Origin of the sequence: Serratia sp. AS12, from assembly GCF_000214195.1 — a bacterium.
GTDB lineage: Bacteria > Pseudomonadota > Gammaproteobacteria > Enterobacterales > Enterobacteriaceae > Serratia > Serratia plymuthica.
This window is the reverse complement of the sequence record NC_015566.1, coordinates 898,536-915,319: the sequence shown is the minus strand read 5'-3', so window position 1 is coordinate 915,319 and position 16,784 is coordinate 898,536. Positions and strand designations below refer to the sequence as shown.

Here is a 16,784-nt window from a genome sequence, read left to right as displayed (position 1 = left end):
CACTATTTCTCATTATTTATAGAGTCTGACTGTAAAGCGTCAGTTAAATGCTGGGTTAATCTTCTTGCCGCAAGGGCGGGAGAAACGTCATCCGCACGAATAAAGGTACGGGTTTCGATCTTATCCTGAACGGTGATATGGAACTGAGGTTTTATCGGCGGAATGTTATACCATTTGCCCTGTTTCGTCAGCATGGGCGGGCGACAGTGAATCTGTACCACCCGAATGTCACACTGGCTGCGCAGCGCTATATTTGCCGCCCCTCGCTGTAGCCTGAGTGCCTTGCCTGGCGAGGTGCGTGTCCCTTCAGGGAAGATCAGGATAGTACCGCCGCTAGCCAGGCGTTGCCGGCATTGTTCCAGCAAACGATCCGACTCCGCATTGGCCAGGTAACCTGCCGCCTTTATCACACCGCTGACAAACACATTATTCAGCAGGGCCTCTTTAACGATGCAGTCGCAGCGCGGCATGCGCGAAGCCAGCAGCACATAATCCAGCAGGCTGGGATGGTTGGCGATCACCAGACAACCGCGATCCTCTTTGAGGCGCTCGGCACCGTCGAAACGATAATCCAGTACGCCAAAAAACCGGGTAGTCGCCAGAAAGAAGCGAAAGCTGTTTCGGATTGAATTCTGCGTCAGTTGGCTGCGGCGCGCAGGATCGCGGACTGCCAGACGCATCAGGTTAAACCAGATGCCGGACAGCAACAGCCCCCCGAGGCCGAAAAGCGAAAAACACAAACCGGTGGCGATAACCCGCCAGCAACGGTTCACCCATGAGGATTGCTTGGGGATGTGTTCAGCAGGTATAACCCTGGCCATCAGCGCTCCCACATCCAACAGTGCTGCGGGCCAGGCACCATGAATTCTTTATCTGCGCCAAGCCAGCCACGCAAAAACGACAGGCTCTGCGGTTCCTTACGGAGATCCGGCCCAGGCGTTACCACACGACAATTCAATGAATCGCCGCTTTCGAGCAGCAGCGCGACTGCATAGGGGAAGGGATTCGCCGGGATGAAAGGTTGGTAAACCTCCGGCACGATACCGTCAAAATCAATTAATAACACCCGCTCGGCACTGCCGGTGGCCAACACGGCCTGGGCTTCAATCATTCCCTGTTGAAAGCTGTCTTCACCGGCAGCCAGTGAAGTGGTCGGTAAGGTATTCTTCGCCGTAATGGTCAACCACCCCGCCGCGGTATTGTGCACCGACATGGCAAAATCTGTGGGTGACAATGGCTGTTCCTGATGCAGATGCTGAAGAATTTTGTGCGTGCGCTCCAGCTCACCATGACGACTGGTAAAAATCGCCATATCCGCCTGATGGTCGTTTAATAAGATCAGCCCGCTCTCGACGGCCAACCGCGTTCCAACACTCATCCGCCGTAGCGACATCATGGGGATATGGGAACATGCGGGTAACGCACCTTGGTATTCAGCGGCAAGATGAGTATCTGTAGCCCACTGGCGCCATGCTTCACGCGTTCCACGATCGGGAGCCATCGCCCACCAACTGAGTATATTCATGCCGCCCGCCATTAATGCTATTACAGGTCAGAAAAATTCCGTGCGTAAATTTATTATATTTAACCCAATAATGCATGCGCAAAATTCTTATTTTTGCTCGGAATACTCGATTAAATGATTAAGCTTAGTTATAGACATAACCTAGAGAGAATTAAGCGACGTAAAACTATCACGATAAAAATCATCCATATTTATCGACAATGGTTCTTGTTAGTATCTTAATGAAGGGGATGTCTCGTCTAAAACATTCCAATAGCTAATGTATTTATTATTTACTATCACTCAGGGAAAAGAGTATGAAACCGTTAACACGCATTTTAGCTGGCGTATTCGTCGCCGTTCTGGCTAGCGGCTGTGCAGGTACCGCTCCCGTGCAAAACATCAATCAAAGCGTTGCCGGTAGCCACAGCGAAGTTCAGGTGCGTCAGGCTATTCTCTACGCCGGGCTTAACCGTGGCTGGATCATCAACCCGGTCAGTGAAGGCGTTATCGATGGCAAAATATTGTTGCGCGGCTACGGCGCCGACATCCGTATTACTTACAGTACGAATCGTTACCAGATTAGGTATGTGGGAAGCACAATATGGATGCCAAAGAGGGCAAGATTCATTCAAATTACAATCGCTGGGTGGCTAACCTGAATAAGGATATTCAGTTAGAACTGGCACGGCAAAATATTAAATAACCTTCTTCAAGGTACATCACCCGGCAAAAGTAATGATGTCGGGTATATTATTCTTTATGTTGACGTTAAATTCAGACAATTATTTATCAATAACAGCCTTTCACCGCATAAAATACGCACGATATTTCAATCATGACAAATTTTCAATATGAAAAAGCCCTGAGTCATAGACTCAGGGCTTATCAATAAGTGGCGGAACGGACGGGGCTCGAACCCGCGACCCCCTGCGTGACAGGCAGGTATTCTAACCAACTGAACTACCGCTCCACCGATTCTTTTACGTTGCACCTTTCGATGCAGGCAAAACCGCGCTTGGCGATCCTGCTCATTACCAGATGTCATGCTGATAACGTTTATTTGATGCCTGGCAGTGTCCTACTCTCGCATGGGGAGACCCCACACTACCATCGGCGCTACGGCGTTTCACTTCTGAGTTCGGCATGGGGTCAGGTGGGACCACCGCGCTATTGCCGCCAGGCAAATTCTGTTTCATTCCAACCGCTTCACTCTCGTGTCGCCATTGAAACCAATCTCGGAACTTCGCTGAAAATCTACACCAATCTCTCTAAAACACCTTCGGTGTTGTAAGGTTAAGCCTCACGGATCATTAGTACTGGTTAGCTCAATGCATCGCTGCACTTACACACCCAGCCTATCAACGTCTTAGTCTTAAACGTTCCTTCAGGGGCCTTAAAGGCCCAGGGAAGACTCATCTCGAGGCAAGTTTCGCGCTTAGATGCTTTCAGCGCTTATCTTTTCCGCACTTAGCTACCGGGCAATGCCATTGGCATGACAACCCGAACACCAGTGGTGCGTTCACTCCGGTCCTCTCGTACTAGGAGCAACCCCTCTCAATCTTCCAACGCCCACGGCAGATAGGGACCGAACTGTCTCACGACGTTCTAAACCCAGCTCGCGTACCACTTTAAATGGCGAACAGCCATACCCTTGGGACCTACTTCAGCCCCAGGATGTGATGAGCCGACATCGAGGTGCCAAACACCGCCGTCGATATGAACTCTTGGGCGGTATCAGCCTGTTATCCCCGGAGTACCTTTTATCCGTTGAGCGATGGCCCTTCCATTCAGAACCACCGGATCACTAAGACCTACTTTCGTACCTGCTCGAGCCGTCACTCTCGCAGTCAAGCTAGCTTATGCCTTTGCACTAACCTCACGATGTCCGACCGTGATTAGCTAACCTTCGTGCTCCTCCGTTACTCTTTGGGAGGAGACCGCCCCAGTCAAACTACCCACCAGACACTGTCCTCACCCCGGATTACGGGGCCGAGTTAGAACATCAAACATTAAAGGGTGGTATTTCAAGGTTGGCTCCACGCAGACTGGCGTCCACGCTTCAAAGCCTCCCACCTATCCTACACATCAAGGCTCAATGTTCAGTGTCAAGCTATAGTAAAGGTTCACGGGGTCTTTCCGTCTTGCCGCGGGTACACTGCATCTTCACAGCGAGTTCAATTTCACTGAGTCTCGGGTGGAGACAGCCTGGCCATCATTACGCCATTCGTGCAGGTCGGAACTTACCCGACAAGGAATTTCGCTACCTTAGGACCGTTATAGTTACGGCCGCCGTTTACTGGGGCTTCGATCAAGAGCTTCGCCTTGCGGCTGACCCCATCAATTAACCTTCCAGCACCGGGCAGGCGTCACACCGTATACGTCCACTTTCGTGTTTGCACAGTGCTGTGTTTTTATTAAACAGTTGCAGCCAGCTGGTATCTGCGACTGGCTTCGGCTCCGAGAGCAAGTCTCTTCACCTACGCGCCAGCGTGCCTTCTCCCGAAGTTACGGCACCATTTTGCCTAGTTCCTTCACCCGAGTTCTCTCAAGCGCCTTGGTATTCTCTACCTGACCACCTGTGTCGGTTTGGGGTACGATTCTGTGTTACCTGATGCTTAGAGGCTTTTCCTGGAAGCTTGGCATCAACTACTTCTGCACCGTAGTGCATCGTCATCACGCCTCAGGGTTGAATAAGAGAACGGATTTACCAATTCTCTCCCCCTACACGCTTAAACCGGGACAACCGTCGCCCGGCTAGCCTAGCCTTCTCCGTCCCCCCTTCGCAGTAACACCGAGTACAGGAATATTAACCTGTTTCCCATCGACTACGCCTTTCGGCCTCGCCTTAGGGGTCGACTCACCCTGCCCCGATTAACGTTGGACAGGAACCCTTGGTCTTCCGGCGAGCGGGTTTTTCACCCGCTTTATCGTTACTTATGTCAGCATTCGCACTTCTGATACCTCCAGCAACCCTCACAGGCCACCTTCAACGGCTTACAGAACGCTCCCCTACCCAACAACGCCTAAGCGTCGCTGCCGCAGCTTCGGTGCATGGTTTAGCCCCGTTACATCTTCCGCGCAGGCCGACTCGACCAGTGAGCTATTACGCTTTCTTTAAATGATGGCTGCTTCTAAGCCAACATCCTGGCTGTCTATGCCTTCCCACATCGTTTCCCACTTAACCATGACTTTGGGACCTTAGCTGGCGGTCTGGGTTGTTTCCCTCTTCACGACGGACGTTAGCACCCGCCGTGTGTCTCCCGTGATAACATTCTTCGGTATTCGGAGTTTGCATCGGTTTGGTAAGCCGGGATGGCCCCCTAGCCGAAACAGTGCTCTACCCCCGAAGATGAGTTCACGAGGCGCTACCTAAATAGCTTTCGGGGAGAACCAGCTATCTCCCGGTTTGATTGGCCTTTCACCCCCAGCCACAAGTCATCCGCTAATTTTTCAACATTAGTCGGTTCGGTCCTCCAGTTAGTGTTACCCAACCTTCAACCTGCCCATGGCTAGATCACCGGGTTTCGGGTCTATACCTTGCAACTATTCGCCCAGTTAAGACTCGGTTTCCCTACGGCTCCCCTATACGGTTAACCTTGCTACAAAATATAAGTCGCTGACCCATTATACAAAAGGTACGCAGTCACCCAACAAAGTAGGCTCCCACTGCTTGTACGTACACGGTTTCAGGTTCTATTTCACTCCCCTCGCCGGGGTTCTTTTCGCCTTTCCCTCACGGTACTGGTTCACTATCGGTCAGTCAGGAGTATTTAGCCTTGGAGGATGGTCCCCCCATATTCAGACAGGATGTCACGTGTCCCGCCCTACTCATCGAACTCACAGAATGTGCATTTTAGTGTACGGGACTATCACCCTTTACTGTGCGACTTTCCAGACGCTTCCACTAACACACAAACTGATTCAGGTTCTGGGCTGTTCCCCGTTCGCTCGCCGCTACTGGGGGAATCTCGGTTGATTTCTTTTCCTCGGGGTACTTAGATGTTTCAGTTCCCCCGGTTCGCCTCGTTAAGCTATGTATTCACTTAACGATAGTGCAACGAATTGCACTGGGTTTCCCCATTCGGGTATTGCCGGTTATAACGGTTCATATCACCTTACCGACACTTTTCGCAGATTAGCACGCCCTTCATCGCCTCTGACTGCCTAGGCATCCACCGTGTACGCTTAGTCACTTAACCTCACAACCCGAAGATGTTTCTGTAAACAGAAAACACTGTCGTGCTGTTTATTTGAGAGACTCTATGACAGGTTAATCCTTACCCCAATACATCTACGGAGGGATAAGTTTCAGCTGTCATGTTTCAATTTTCAGCTTGTTCCAGATTGTTAAAGAGCAATATCTTAAACACGACTCGCAAGAGTCATCTTTAAGATTTTTTCGGTTATGACTAACCGGTGATAATGTCTTTCACTCATTATCGGATTGGCGTCCCCAAGGGGATTCGAACCCCTGTTACAGCCGTGAAAGGGCAGTGTCCTAGGCCTCTAGACGATGGGGACACGAAAATCCGATTAAACTGAACGTCTTAATCGGTTCGTATCAGCATGAGTCAGAGACTCATTACATCAACAGGTAGCGCTTTTGCTCATTACTTTTTCATCAGACAATCTGTGTGAGCACGCCACTCGAATCAATATCATTAGGTAAGGAGGTGATCCAACCGCAGGTTCCCCTACGGTTACCTTGTTACGACTTCACCCCAGTCATGAATCACAAAGTGGTAAGCGCCCTCCCGAAGGTTAAGCTACCTACTTCTTTTGCAACCCACTCCCATGGTGTGACGGGCGGTGTGTACAAGGCCCGGGAACGTATTCACCGTAGCATTCTGATCTACGATTACTAGCGATTCCGACTTCATGGAGTCGAGTTGCAGACTCCAATCCGGACTACGACGTACTTTATGAGGTCCGCTTGCTCTCGCGAGTTCGCTTCTCTTTGTATACGCCATTGTAGCACGTGTGTAGCCCTACTCGTAAGGGCCATGATGACTTGACGTCATCCCCACCTTCCTCCGGTTTATCACCGGCAGTCTCCTTTGAGTTCCCGACCGAATCGCTGGCAACAAAGGATAAGGGTTGCGCTCGTTGCGGGACTTAACCCAACATTTCACAACACGAGCTGACGACAGCCATGCAGCACCTGTCTCAGAGTTCCCGAAGGCACTAAGCTATCTCTAGCGAATTCTCTGGATGTCAAGAGTAGGTAAGGTTCTTCGCGTTGCATCGAATTAAACCACATGCTCCACCGCTTGTGCGGGCCCCCGTCAATTCATTTGAGTTTTAACCTTGCGGCCGTACTCCCCAGGCGGTCGATTTAACGCGTTAGCTCCGGAAGCCACGCCTCAAGGGCACAACCTCCAAATCGACATCGTTTACAGCGTGGACTACCAGGGTATCTAATCCTGTTTGCTCCCCACGCTTTCGCACCTGAGCGTCAGTCTTTGTCCAGGGGGCCGCCTTCGCCACCGGTATTCCTCCAGATCTCTACGCATTTCACCGCTACACCTGGAATTCTACCCCCCTCTACAAGACTCTAGCTTGCCAGTTTCAAATGCAGTTCCCACGTTAAGCGCGGGGATTTCACATCTGACTTAACAAACCGCCTGCGTGCGCTTTACGCCCAGTAATTCCGATTAACGCTTGCACCCTCCGTATTACCGCGGCTGCTGGCACGGAGTTAGCCGGTGCTTCTTCTGCGAGTAACGTCAATGTACAGTGCTATTAACACTGAACCCTTCCTCCTCGCTGAAAGTGCTTTACAACCCTAAGGCCTTCTTCACACACGCGGCATGGCTGCATCAGGCTTGCGCCCATTGTGCAATATTCCCCACTGCTGCCTCCCGTAGGAGTCTGGACCGTGTCTCAGTTCCAGTGTGGCTGGTCATCCTCTCAGACCAGCTAGGGATCGTCGCCTAGGTGAGCCATTACCCCACCTACTAGCTAATCCCATCTGGGCACATCTGATGGCGTGAGGCCCGAAGGTCCCCCACTTTGGTCCGTAGACGTTATGCGGTATTAGCTACCGTTTCCAGTAGTTATCCCCCTCCATCAGGCAGTTTCCCAGACATTACTCACCCGTCCGCCGCTCGTCACCCGGAGAGCAAGCTCTCCTGTGCTACCGCTCGACTTGCATGTGTTAGGCCTGCCGCCAGCGTTCAATCTGAGCCATGATCAAACTCTTCAATTTAAAAGTTCGATTTGCTTCAACTCGTGAAGCGATGCTCAAAGGTTACTAAATGAATTTTACTTCAGTAGTCACTCTTCAAGACTTGATATTTTTTCGTACCCGAAGGTACTGGATATCGTCTTGTGGAGTGCCCACACAGATTGTCTGATAAATTGTTAAAGAGCAGTGAGTTAGCCGCCGTAGCTTGCTATCTCGAGGTGGCGTATATTACGCTTTTCACCCGAAGAGTCAAGCGTTTATTTCGCTTTTCTCTTACCGACCTGGCGACTTGTTCTCGTTAGAGGAGTCGTTGTTCCCGGTCAGTGGAGGCGCATTATAGGGAGTTCTCAGAAGGCCGCAACCCCTAAATGCAAAAAACTTTTCAAGCGCTCAAACATTAATCAATAACGGCTTTTTAGGATATTTATTAGCCTAAAAAGTGGGATTTTAGGGCTATGGGGGATGCAAACCCCACAAGCCCGGCAAAAAACAGATAACAAAAAGGGAGCGGTATCCCGCTCCCTTTTTGTTTATTACGCTAAATAGCCGTTATTGCCTGGCCACGATATGCTCGTTTTCCACATCCAGCGTCACCAGTTTGCCCGGGATCAGCTTGCCGGAAAGAATTTGCTGCGCCAACGGGTTCTCGATTTCCTGCTGGATAGCGCGTTTCAACGGACGTGCGCCATAAACAGGGTCGTAGCCGGTTTGGCCCAACAGTGCCAATGCCGGTTCGGTCATGGTGACTTCGTAACCACGCTCCTCAAGACGCTTATACAGACGCGCCAGCTGAATCTTGGCAATCTCGGCAATATGCTTCTGGCCGAGCGGGTGGAACACTACCACCTCATCTATACGGTTGATGAATTCCGGACGGAAATGATGGGTAACCATTTCCATAACCGATTCTTTCATCTGCGCATAGTTCATCTGACCAAAGTGTTCCTGTATCAGGTCAGACCCAAGGTTAGAGGTCATGATCACCACGGTATTGCGGAAATCAACGGTACGACCCTGACCATCGGTCAGACGCCCGTCATCCAATACCTGCAGCAGGATGTTGAACACATCCGGGTGAGCTTTCTCCACTTCATCCAGCAGGATCACCGAATAAGGTCGACGGCGCACGGCCTCGGTCAGATAACCGCCCTCTTCATAACCAACGTAGCCCGGAGGTGCGCCCACCAGCCGCGATACCGAATGTTTCTCCATAAACTCGGACATATCGATACGCACCATCGCATCGTCACTGTCGAACAGGAAAGACGCCAACGCTTTGCACAGCTCGGTTTTACCCACCCCGGTCGGGCCGAGGAACAGGAACGAGCCGATCGGCCGGTTAGGGTCAGACAATCCCGCACGGCTGCGACGGATCGCATTGGATACCGCAGTGACCGCTTCATCCTGGCCAATCACCCGCGAATGCAACTCCTGCTCCAGACGCAGCAGTTTGTCACGCTCGCCCTCCAACATTCTGGCTACCGGGATACCGGTGGCGCGCGCCAGCACTTCAGCGATTTCCGCGTCAGTCACCCGGTTACGCAGTAGCTTCATGGTTTTGCCTTCGGCCTGCGTAGCGGCGGCGAGCTGTTTTTCCAACTCAGGGATCTTGCCATACTGCAGTTCAGACATGCGTCCCAGATCGCCGACGCGACGCGCCTGCTCCAGAGTGATCTTGGCCTGCTCCAGTTCCGCCTTTATATTCTGGGTACCGGAGAGCGAAGCTTTCTCGGCTTTCCACTCTTCTTCCAATTCTGAATATTCACGCTCTTTCTGCTCCAGCTCGCTGCTGAGCATTTCCAGGCGTTTCTTGCTGGCGTCGTCCGACTCTTTGTTCAGCGCCTGCTGTTCCAGTTTGAGCTGAATAATGCGGCGTTCCAGCCTGTCGAGCGATTCCGGTTTGGAGTCCATCTGCATACGGATACTTGACGCCGCCTCATCGATCAGATCGATAGCCTTATCCGGCAACTGACGATCGGAGATATAGCGGTGTGACAGCGTGGCCGCAGCAACTATCGCCGGGTCGGTGATCTGCACATGGTGGTGCAGCTCATAACGCTCCTTCAAGCCGCGCAGGATAGCAATGGTATCTTCGACGCTCGGCTCAGCCACATAGACCTTCTGGAAACGACGTTCAAGCGCCGCATCCTTCTCTATATACTGACGGTACTCGTTCAACGTAGTCGCGCCAACACAGTGAAGTTCCCCACGCGCCAGCGCAGGTTTAAGCATGTTGCCGGCATCCATTGCGCCATCGGCCTTGCCCGCGCCGACCATGGTATGCAACTCATCGATAAACAGAATGACGCTGCCTTCCTGTTTTGACAGATCGCTCAGTACGCCTTTGAGTCGCTCTTCAAATTCACCGCGGTATTTAGCCCCGGCGATCAACGCCCCCATGTCGAGGGACAACACGCGTTTGTGCTTCAGGCCTTCCGGCACTTCACCATTAATGATGCGCTGCGCCAGACCTTCGACAATCGCGGTTTTACCCACGCCAGGCTCGCCGATCAGCACCGGGTTATTCTTGGTACGACGTTGCAACACCTGAATAGTGCGGCGGATCTCTTCGTCACGGCCGATAACCGGGTCAAGTTTGCCCTGTTCGGCGCGCTCGGTCAGATCGATAGTGTATTTCTTCAACGCCTGACGCTGATCTTCAGCACCCTGATCTTCCACGCTGTCACCACCCCGCATTTGCTCAATGGCCTTACTGATCTTATCGGCTGTTGCTCCGGCGGCTTTCAGCAGATCGGTCAAGGTTCCGCGATCTTCAAGCACCGCCAGGACGAACAGTTCGGAAGAAATGAATTTGTCCGCCCGCTTTTGCGCCAGCTTGTCGCACAGGTTTAGAACGCGCACCAGTTCATGGGACGGTTGAACGTCACCACCAGTGCCTTCAACCTGAGGCAGACGAGACAATGCCTGTTCGATTTCGGTGCGCACGCGCCCGCTATCGATACCGGCTGAAGTTAATAATGGACGAACCGTGCCCCCTTCCTGAGTGAGCAGAGCGCTCATCAGATGTAACGGTTCCATAAACTGGTTGTCGTGCCCAAGGGCTAAAGATTGGGCATCGGCGAGGGCAAGCTGGAATTTGTTGGTAAGACGATCCAGACGCATAACACCTCCAATGTAGGTCAAAATTGCTACTGGAGATTAAATGAGGTCATCCCTCAAATTTTCAAGGTTATTTCGACACTATATTATCAGTACAACGTCATGCGTCAGTGGACCGTCCTAATTCAATAGGTTATATCAGCCAGATTAAACTTGCCATACGTCCGGTTACTCCATCGCGTCGATAGGAGAAAAATTGACTGATTTCGCTAACCGTACAGCGATCACCGCCGTAGATGAGTTTTACGCCGGCGTGCTGCAGGCGCTGGCGAGCCAGCAGGTAGATATCTGCCAGGAACTTATCGCCGTGCGGGATAAAAGCGGCCGCCGCGGCGCTATCCACTGCCATAAATGCGGCACGAACCTCTGGCCCCACTTCAAACTGCTGCGGGCCGATTGCCGGACCAAGCCAGGTGCTGATGTGGCCCGGTTCAGCGGCAAATGCCGCCAGAGTCTGTTCCAGCACGCCATTGCAAAGCCCGCGCCAACCGGCGTGGGCAGCGGCAACCTCATCACCAGCGTGTGAGCAGAACAACACCGGCAGGCAGTCCGCCGTCATCACTGCGCACACCTGCCCCGGCACATTGCTGTAAACCGCATCCGCACACAGATCGGTTGGGGTGTGTCCATCCAGCCGCACTACGCGGGTACCGTGAACCTGCTCCAGCCAAAGCGGCATCTGCGGCAGACTCACGCCCCCCACCAGCCGTTCACGGTTACGCTCTACCGCAGACGCAACATCCCCGACATGGGTGCCGAGGTTGAGCGAATCATATGGCGGCAGGCTAATACCGCCACCACGTGTGGTGCTGCAGGCTTTGACCCCTGCAGGCAACGGCCAATCAGGCAGAATAAGCGAATCCATTACCAATTCATCTGATCTTTGAATTCTTCGGTATCGACCTTCAGCGCGTTAATCAGATCGACCATATCCTGCGGCAACGGCGCATGCCACTCCATCTGGATACCGCTGATTGGGTGATACAAACGCAGCATGGTGGCGTGCAGCGCCTGGCGATCGAAACCGCGCAGCGTAGCAATAAATGCCTCCGATGCGCCTTTCGGCGGACGTGGGCGGCCACCGTACAGCTGATCGCCTACCAGCGGATGATTGATATGGGACATATGCACGCGGATCTGATGGGTACGGCCGGTTTCCAGACGCAGACGCAAACGGGTATGCGCGCGGAAGTGCTCCATAATGCGGTAATGCGTCACCGCCGGTTTGCCCATCGGGTGCACCGCCATATGCGTACGCTTGGTGGAGTGGCGTGAGATCGGCTCTTCAACGGTACCGCCGGCGGTCATGGTACCAATAGCGACCGCTTCGTATTCGCGGGTGATTTCACGCGCCTGCAACGCCTCGACCAGGCGGGTTTGCGCAGGAACGGTTTTCGCCACCACCATCAAGCCTGTAGTGTCTTTGTCCAGACGGTGCACGATACCGGCACGCGGCACGTCAGCGATTTCCGGATAGTAATGCAGCAGCGCATTGAGCACCGTGCCGTCCGGGTTACCGGCGCCAGGGTGCACAACCAGATCGCGAGGCTTGTTGATCACTAAAATATCACTGTCTTCGTAGACGATATTCAGTGCGATATCCTGCGGTTCCCAACGGGCTTCTTCTTCTATCTGGGCATCAATGGCGACCGTCTCTCCCCCCAGCACTTTCTCTTTCGGTTTGTTCGTCGTTTTGCCATTAACCTGTACCCGATCGTCCAGGATCCATTCTTTTATGCGAGATCGTGAATAATCAGGGAACAATTCGGCCAAAGCCTGATCTAAACGTTGTCCGAGTTGAGATTCGGCCACCGTTGCGGTGAGTTGTACTTGTTGTGCCATATGCAGCTTCTTCGTTAACGTTGGGTTTTCACGGCGATGCCGTTTAATATAATGTGCTATTGTACCTGGTCTTTGTCGGGAGCTTAACGGACAGTCTCCCGGAATAACACCCTGAGGATAATCAAAACGTCATGACGCGTATGAAATATCTGGTGGCGGCAGCCACGTTGAGCCTGGCGCTGGCAGGTTGCTCCACATCCAAGGATGCGGTTCCCGACAACCCACCTTCGGAAATCTATGCTACTGCCCAGCAAAAACTGCAGGACGGTAACTTTAAGGGCGCGATTACGCAACTCGAAGCGTTAGATAACCGCTATCCTTTCGGACCGTACTCACAGCAGGTTCAGTTGGACCTGATTTATGCCTATTATAAATCTGCCGATTTACCGCTGGCTCAGGCGTCTATCGATCGTTTCATGCGTTTGAACCCAACGCACCCGAACATCGACTACGTGATGTACATGCGTGGTCTGACCGATATGGCGCTGGATGACAGTGCGTTGCAAGGCTTCTTCGGGGTCGATCGTTCAGACCGCGATCCACAGCATGCTCGCGCTGCTTTTCGCGATTTCAGCCAGCTGATTCAGCAATACCCGACCAGCCAGTATGTAACCGATGCCAACAAGCGTCTGGTGTATCTGAAAGACCGCCTGGCCAAATATGAGCTTTCGGTGGTGGAATACTACACTAAACGCGGTGCTTACGTCGCGGTCGTTAATCGTGCCGATCAGATGTTGCGTGAATACCCGGATACCCAGGCAACGCGCGACGCCTTACCTCTGATGGAAAACGCTTACAAACAGCTGCAATTGAGCGGCCAGGCCGACAAAGTGGCCAAAGTGATTGCCGCCAATCCGTCATAAGCGGATTAGCGATGGCAGAAAAGCAAAACGGCAGCTTCGGCTGCCGTTTTTATTTGCTGCGGATTTGGTCATGATTGGAAAAATACACAAGCAAAAACACGGCATTAGCAAGATTGCACAACCGCTTATCCTTTCAATAATGCGCGTTCTGTTCGCAAGACTCAAGCGTTAGATGACCGATTCAAATGCTGAATCACAGATTGAACTAACTTTGCAAAAAGTGACAAAAAAACGTGATTTTCATCACGCATTTAAGCAAAAAGCGCGGTATGCTGGGGTCATCCAAGACGGAAAGACAGAGAGGTAAGTTATATGACATTGAACATTACCAGCAAACAAATGGATATCACTCCCGCAATCCGCAGTCACGTCGAAGACCGTCTCACCAAACTGGAAAAATGGCAGGCCCAGCTGATTAACCCGCATATTGTTTTATCCAAAGAACCTAAAGGGTTTGTAGCAGATGCCACCATTACCACCCCTAACGGCCCGCTGGTCGCCAGCGCAAAACATGAAGACATGTACACCGCCGTTAACGATCTGATCGCCAAGCTGGAGCGTCAGTTGAATAAGGTGCAGCACAAAGGCGAAGCACGCCGCGCCGCCACCAGTGTGAAAGACATCGTTCCGGAAGTTGAGCCGGAACAGGAATAACCGTTTAGCGGCTGTTTCACTTCAAACGCGCCCGAGGGCGCGTTTTTTGTCTGGGGTTTTTATTGACAGAGATAAAAGCCTGCGGTTACTTTAAAACCTGTCTCACGCCGATTTTGGATAACGCATGACCCGTAAACCGTTTTTCTTCGCATTCTTTTTTACCTTCCCCTGATTGGGAGGCGTTTCGTCGTGTGATAAAGAATGCGAAGACGAACAGCAAAGCCTCCTGAAACAGGGGGCTTTTTTTATGGCTATTTACGACGTATAAAAATACAAGGCAGAAGCTGATTATGACTGACAACCCGTTACTCGTGCTGCGCGAACGCATCAGCGCACTGGATCTCAAACTGCTGGCCCTGCTGGCAGAGCGCCGTGAGCTGGCGGTCGAGGTCGGAAAAACCAAGTTGCATTCCCATCGTCCCATCCGTGATAAAGAACGCGAACGAGACCTGCTCGATGCGTTAATCGCCGCCGCCAAACCCTACGATCTCGACGGTTTTTACGTTACCCGCCTGTTCCAGCTGATTATCGAAGACTCGGTATTGACCCAGCAAGCGCTGTTGCAGCATCAGCTTAATCAAATCAGCCAACATTCGGCCCGCATTGCCTTCCTCGGGCCGAAAGGATCTTATTCGCACCTGGCAGCGCGCCAATACGCCGCTCGCCACTTCGACCAACTGATTGAGTGCGGTTGCCATAAATTCCAGGACATTTTCACTCAGGTCGAAACCGGTCAGGCGGATTACGCCATCCTGCCGATTGAAAATACCAGTTCCGGCTCGATCAACGACGTCTACGATCTGCTGCAGCACACCAGCCTGTCGATCGTGGGCGAACTGACCAATCCTATCAATCACTGTGTTCTGGTAGCCGGCGACACCGACCTGAATCAGATCGAAACCGTGTACAGCCACCCGCAACCGTTCCAACAATGCAGTCAGTTTATTAACCGCTACCCGCACTGGAAAATCGAGTACTGCGAAAGCACCGCGGCAGCAATGGAAAAAGTCGCCAAGCTAAACTCCCCGAAAGCTGCGGCATTGGGCAGCGAGGCTGGCGGCGCACTGTATGGCCTGCAGGTACTGGAACACAACCTGGCAAACCAGCAGCAGAACATTACCCGCTTCATCGTGTTGGCGCGCAAGGCTATCGAGGTGTCGGAACAAGTACCGGCCAAAACCACGCTGATTATGGCCACCGGCCAGCAGTCAGGCGCGCTGGTTGAAGCGTTGCTGGTGCTGCGTGACAACGGCATCATCATGACCAAACTGGAGTCCCGTCCAATTAACGGCAATCCATGGGAAGAGATGTTTTATATCGATGTGCAGGCGAACCTGCGTTCTGAAGCGATGCAAAAAGCCTTGAAAGATCTGACGCCGATCACCCGTTCGCTGAAGGTGCTGGGCTGCTATCCCAGCGACAGCGTGGTACCGGTCAATCCGTCCTGAATGAAATAAAAAAGGGTTCGGCTAGCCGAACCCTGATAACTTATTGCCGACTGTCATTCGCCTGCCGCAACAGCGAACGGCTTTCCACCAGGAAGCGTTGGGCGTAATCGCCAAACCAGTCCTCCACCTTCTGGAAGCTCTGGATAAACGCCTGCTTATCTCCGTGTTCCAGTAGCTTTATCGCCTCGCCAAAACGCTGGTAGTAGCGTTTAATCAGCGCGATGTTCTCTTCCGACGACATGATGATATCCGCATACAACTGCGGGTCCTGAGCAAACAGCCGCCCGACCATCGCCAGTTCCAGCCGGTAGATTGGCGAAGACAGCGCCAGCAGTTGTTCCAATTGAACGTTCTCTTCCGCCAGATGCAGCCCATAGGCAAAAGTCGCGAAATGGCGTAGCGCCTGGATAAACGCCATATTCTGATCGTGCTCAACTGCGCTGATGCGGTGTAAACGAGCGCCCCACACCTGCAACTGTTCCAGCAACCACTGATAGGCTTCCGGTTGGCGACCATCGCAATACACCACAACCTGCTTGGCCACGCTGCCTACATCCGGCCCGAACATCGGGTGCAGCCCCACCACCGGGCCACCATGTGCCGCAAGCATGGCATTCAGAGGACGATTTTTTACCGAAGCCAGATCGACAAGAATACAATCCGCCGGCAACGGCGGCAGCCGCTCAATCACCTGTTCGGTCACGTGAATAGGCACGCTGACGATCACCATGCCGGCATCCGCCAACAATGCGTCGGCCTGCGGCCAATCTTCCTGATCCAGCACCTTGACCTGGTAGCCGGACAGCGTCAGCAGACGATTGAACAACCGCCCCATTTGACCGTTACCGCCGATAATCACAATCGGGCGCAACTGCGGACACAAGGTTTTAAAACCTTTGTCATTCTCGCTGACGTAAGACTCGCGCATCACGCGGCGCAGTACGTCCTCGATCAGATCCGGCGGCACGCCAAGGTTTTCCGCTTCTTTACGGCGCGAGGCCAGCATCGCCGCCTCACGCTCGGGAACGTACACCGGTAAACCGTGGTGGCTTTTAACCTCGCCCACTTCCGCCACCAGCTGCAGGCGTTTCGCCAGCAGCTCCAGCAGCGCTTTATCCACTTCGTCGATTTGATCGCGCAACGCGGTCAGTTCAGCCACCATA

General features: G+C 52.7%; 10 protein-coding genes, 2 tRNA genes, 3 rRNA genes, 1 pseudogene and 1 other annotated feature. Of the genes and pseudogenes, 5 read left to right on the top strand and 11 right to left on the bottom strand.

Features of this window, described 5'->3' with window-relative positions:
• Window positions 1–2: 2 nt before the first annotated feature.
• Window positions 3–821, bottom strand: a complete 819-nt coding sequence (locus SERAS12_RS04175; protein ID WP_013811576.1) for a 1-acyl-sn-glycerol-3-phosphate acyltransferase — start codon at window positions 819–821, stop codon at window positions 3–5.
• Window positions 821–1,537: a beta-ketoacyl synthase chain length factor gene (locus SERAS12_RS04170; RefSeq protein WP_013811575.1), complete on the bottom strand. Its 717-nt coding sequence runs from the start codon at window positions 1,535–1,537 to the stop codon at window positions 821–823. Before SERAS12_RS04170 ends, SERAS12_RS04175 begins: the two co-directional genes overlap by 1 nt.
• Before the next feature lie 284 nt (window positions 1,538–1,821).
• Between SERAS12_RS04170 and SERAS12_RS04165 the strand changes: the two are divergent.
• A pseudogene (locus tag SERAS12_RS04165) lies at window positions 1,822–2,210 on the top strand (hypothetical protein).
• A gap of 190 nt (window positions 2,211–2,400) precedes the next feature.
• Here the strand turns inward: SERAS12_RS04165 and SERAS12_RS04160 are convergent.
• From SERAS12_RS04160 to rluD, 8 genes are all read right to left on the bottom strand, one after another.
• Window positions 2,401–2,477: transfer RNA gene (locus SERAS12_RS04160), tRNA-Asp, on the bottom strand.
• A gap of 95 nt (window positions 2,478–2,572) precedes the next feature.
• Window positions 2,573–2,688, bottom strand: a 5S ribosomal RNA gene (rrf, locus tag SERAS12_RS04155).
• 108 nt (window positions 2,689–2,796) lie between these two features.
• Window positions 2,797–5,706 (bottom strand): 23S ribosomal RNA (locus tag SERAS12_RS04150).
• Between the two features lie 246 nt (window positions 5,707–5,952).
• Window positions 5,953–6,028: transfer RNA gene (locus SERAS12_RS04145), tRNA-Glu, on the bottom strand.
• A 145-nt stretch (window positions 6,029–6,173) separates the two neighbouring features.
• Window positions 6,174–7,715: ribosomal RNA gene (locus SERAS12_RS04140) — 16S ribosomal RNA — on the bottom strand.
• The 16S, 23S and 5S rRNA genes sit together here with 2 tRNA genes alongside, the layout of an rRNA operon.
• Before the next feature lie 528 nt (window positions 7,716–8,243).
• Window positions 8,244–10,817, bottom strand: coding sequence for an ATP-dependent chaperone ClpB (clpB, locus tag SERAS12_RS04135; RefSeq protein WP_006323719.1), 2,574 nt, complete (start codon window positions 10,815–10,817; stop codon window positions 8,244–8,246).
• 130 nt (window positions 10,818–10,947) lie between these two features.
• A complete protein-coding gene (yfiH, locus tag SERAS12_RS04130; protein ID WP_013811574.1) occupies window positions 10,948–11,679 on the bottom strand; it encodes a purine nucleoside phosphorylase YfiH in 732 nt (243 codons plus the stop codon).
• Window positions 11,679–12,656, bottom strand: coding sequence for a 23S rRNA pseudouridine(1911/1915/1917) synthase RluD (gene rluD, locus SERAS12_RS04125; RefSeq protein WP_004950391.1), 978 nt, complete (start codon window positions 12,654–12,656; stop codon window positions 11,679–11,681). Before rluD ends, yfiH begins: the two co-directional genes overlap by 1 nt.
• 131 nt (window positions 12,657–12,787) lie before the next feature.
• Between rluD and bamD the strand changes: the two genes are divergently transcribed.
• The 4 genes from bamD to pheA all read left to right on the top strand — a co-directional run bounded on the left by bamD (window position 12,788) and on the right by pheA (window position 15,621).
• Complete coding sequence (gene bamD, locus SERAS12_RS04120; protein WP_006323718.1) at window positions 12,788–13,519, top strand: outer membrane protein assembly factor BamD; 732 nt, start codon at window positions 12,788–12,790, stop codon at window positions 13,517–13,519.
• A 312-nt stretch (window positions 13,520–13,831) separates the two neighbouring features.
• On the top strand, window positions 13,832–14,173 hold the full coding sequence (gene raiA / locus SERAS12_RS04115) for a ribosome-associated translation inhibitor RaiA (protein WP_013811573.1): 342 nt from the start codon (window positions 13,832–13,834) through the stop codon (window positions 14,171–14,173).
• A 123-nt stretch (window positions 14,174–14,296) separates the two neighbouring features.
• Window positions 14,297–14,422 (top strand) — a sequence feature (Phe leader region).
• Window positions 14,298–14,345: a hypothetical protein gene (locus SERAS12_RS26525; RefSeq protein ID WP_197062210.1), complete on the top strand. Its 48-nt coding sequence runs from the start codon at window positions 14,298–14,300 to the stop codon at window positions 14,343–14,345. It overlaps the preceding feature by 48 nt.
• Window positions 14,423–14,463: 41 nt before the next feature.
• Complete coding sequence (gene pheA, locus SERAS12_RS04110) at window positions 14,464–15,621, top strand: bifunctional chorismate mutase/prephenate dehydratase (protein ID WP_013811572.1); 1,158 nt, start codon at window positions 14,464–14,466, stop codon at window positions 15,619–15,621.
• A gap of 40 nt (window positions 15,622–15,661) precedes the next feature.
• Here the strand turns inward: pheA and tyrA are convergent, their stop codons facing one another.
• Window positions 15,662–16,783 (bottom strand): bifunctional chorismate mutase/prephenate dehydrogenase, encoded by a 1,122-nt coding sequence (gene tyrA / locus SERAS12_RS04105; RefSeq protein WP_013811571.1) that lies wholly within the window; start codon window positions 16,781–16,783, stop codon window positions 15,662–15,664.
• Window position 16,784: the final 1 nt, after the last annotated feature.

Excerpts from the sequence above, each read along its gene's own strand:
- clpB (WP_006323719.1), bottom strand. The coding sequence starts at position 10,817 with ATGCGTCTGGATCGTCTTACCAACAAATTCCAGCTTGCCCTCGCCGAT.
- bamD (WP_006323718.1), top strand. The coding sequence starts at position 12,788 with ATGACGCGTATGAAATATCTGGTGGCGGCAGCCACGTTGAGCCTGGCG.
- raiA (WP_013811573.1), top strand. The coding sequence starts at position 13,832 with ATGACATTGAACATTACCAGCAAACAAATGGATATCACTCCCGCAATC.
- yfiH (WP_013811574.1), bottom strand. The coding sequence starts at position 11,679 with ATGGATTCGCTTATTCTGCCTGATTGGCCGTTGCCTGCAGGGGTCAAA.
- pheA (WP_013811572.1), top strand. The coding sequence starts at position 14,464 with ATGACTGACAACCCGTTACTCGTGCTGCGCGAACGCATCAGCGCACTG.
- SERAS12_RS04170 (WP_013811575.1), bottom strand. The coding sequence starts at position 1,537 with ATGGCGGGCGGCATGAATATACTCAGTTGGTGGGCGATGGCTCCCGAT.
- SERAS12_RS04175 (WP_013811576.1), bottom strand. The coding sequence starts at position 821 with ATGGCCAGGGTTATACCTGCTGAACACATCCCCAAGCAATCCTCATGG.
- tyrA (WP_013811571.1), bottom strand. The coding sequence starts at position 16,783 with ATGGTGGCTGAACTGACCGCGTTGCGCGATCAAATCGACGAAGTGGAT.
- rluD (WP_004950391.1), bottom strand. The coding sequence starts at position 12,656 with ATGGCACAACAAGTACAACTCACCGCAACGGTGGCCGAATCTCAACTC.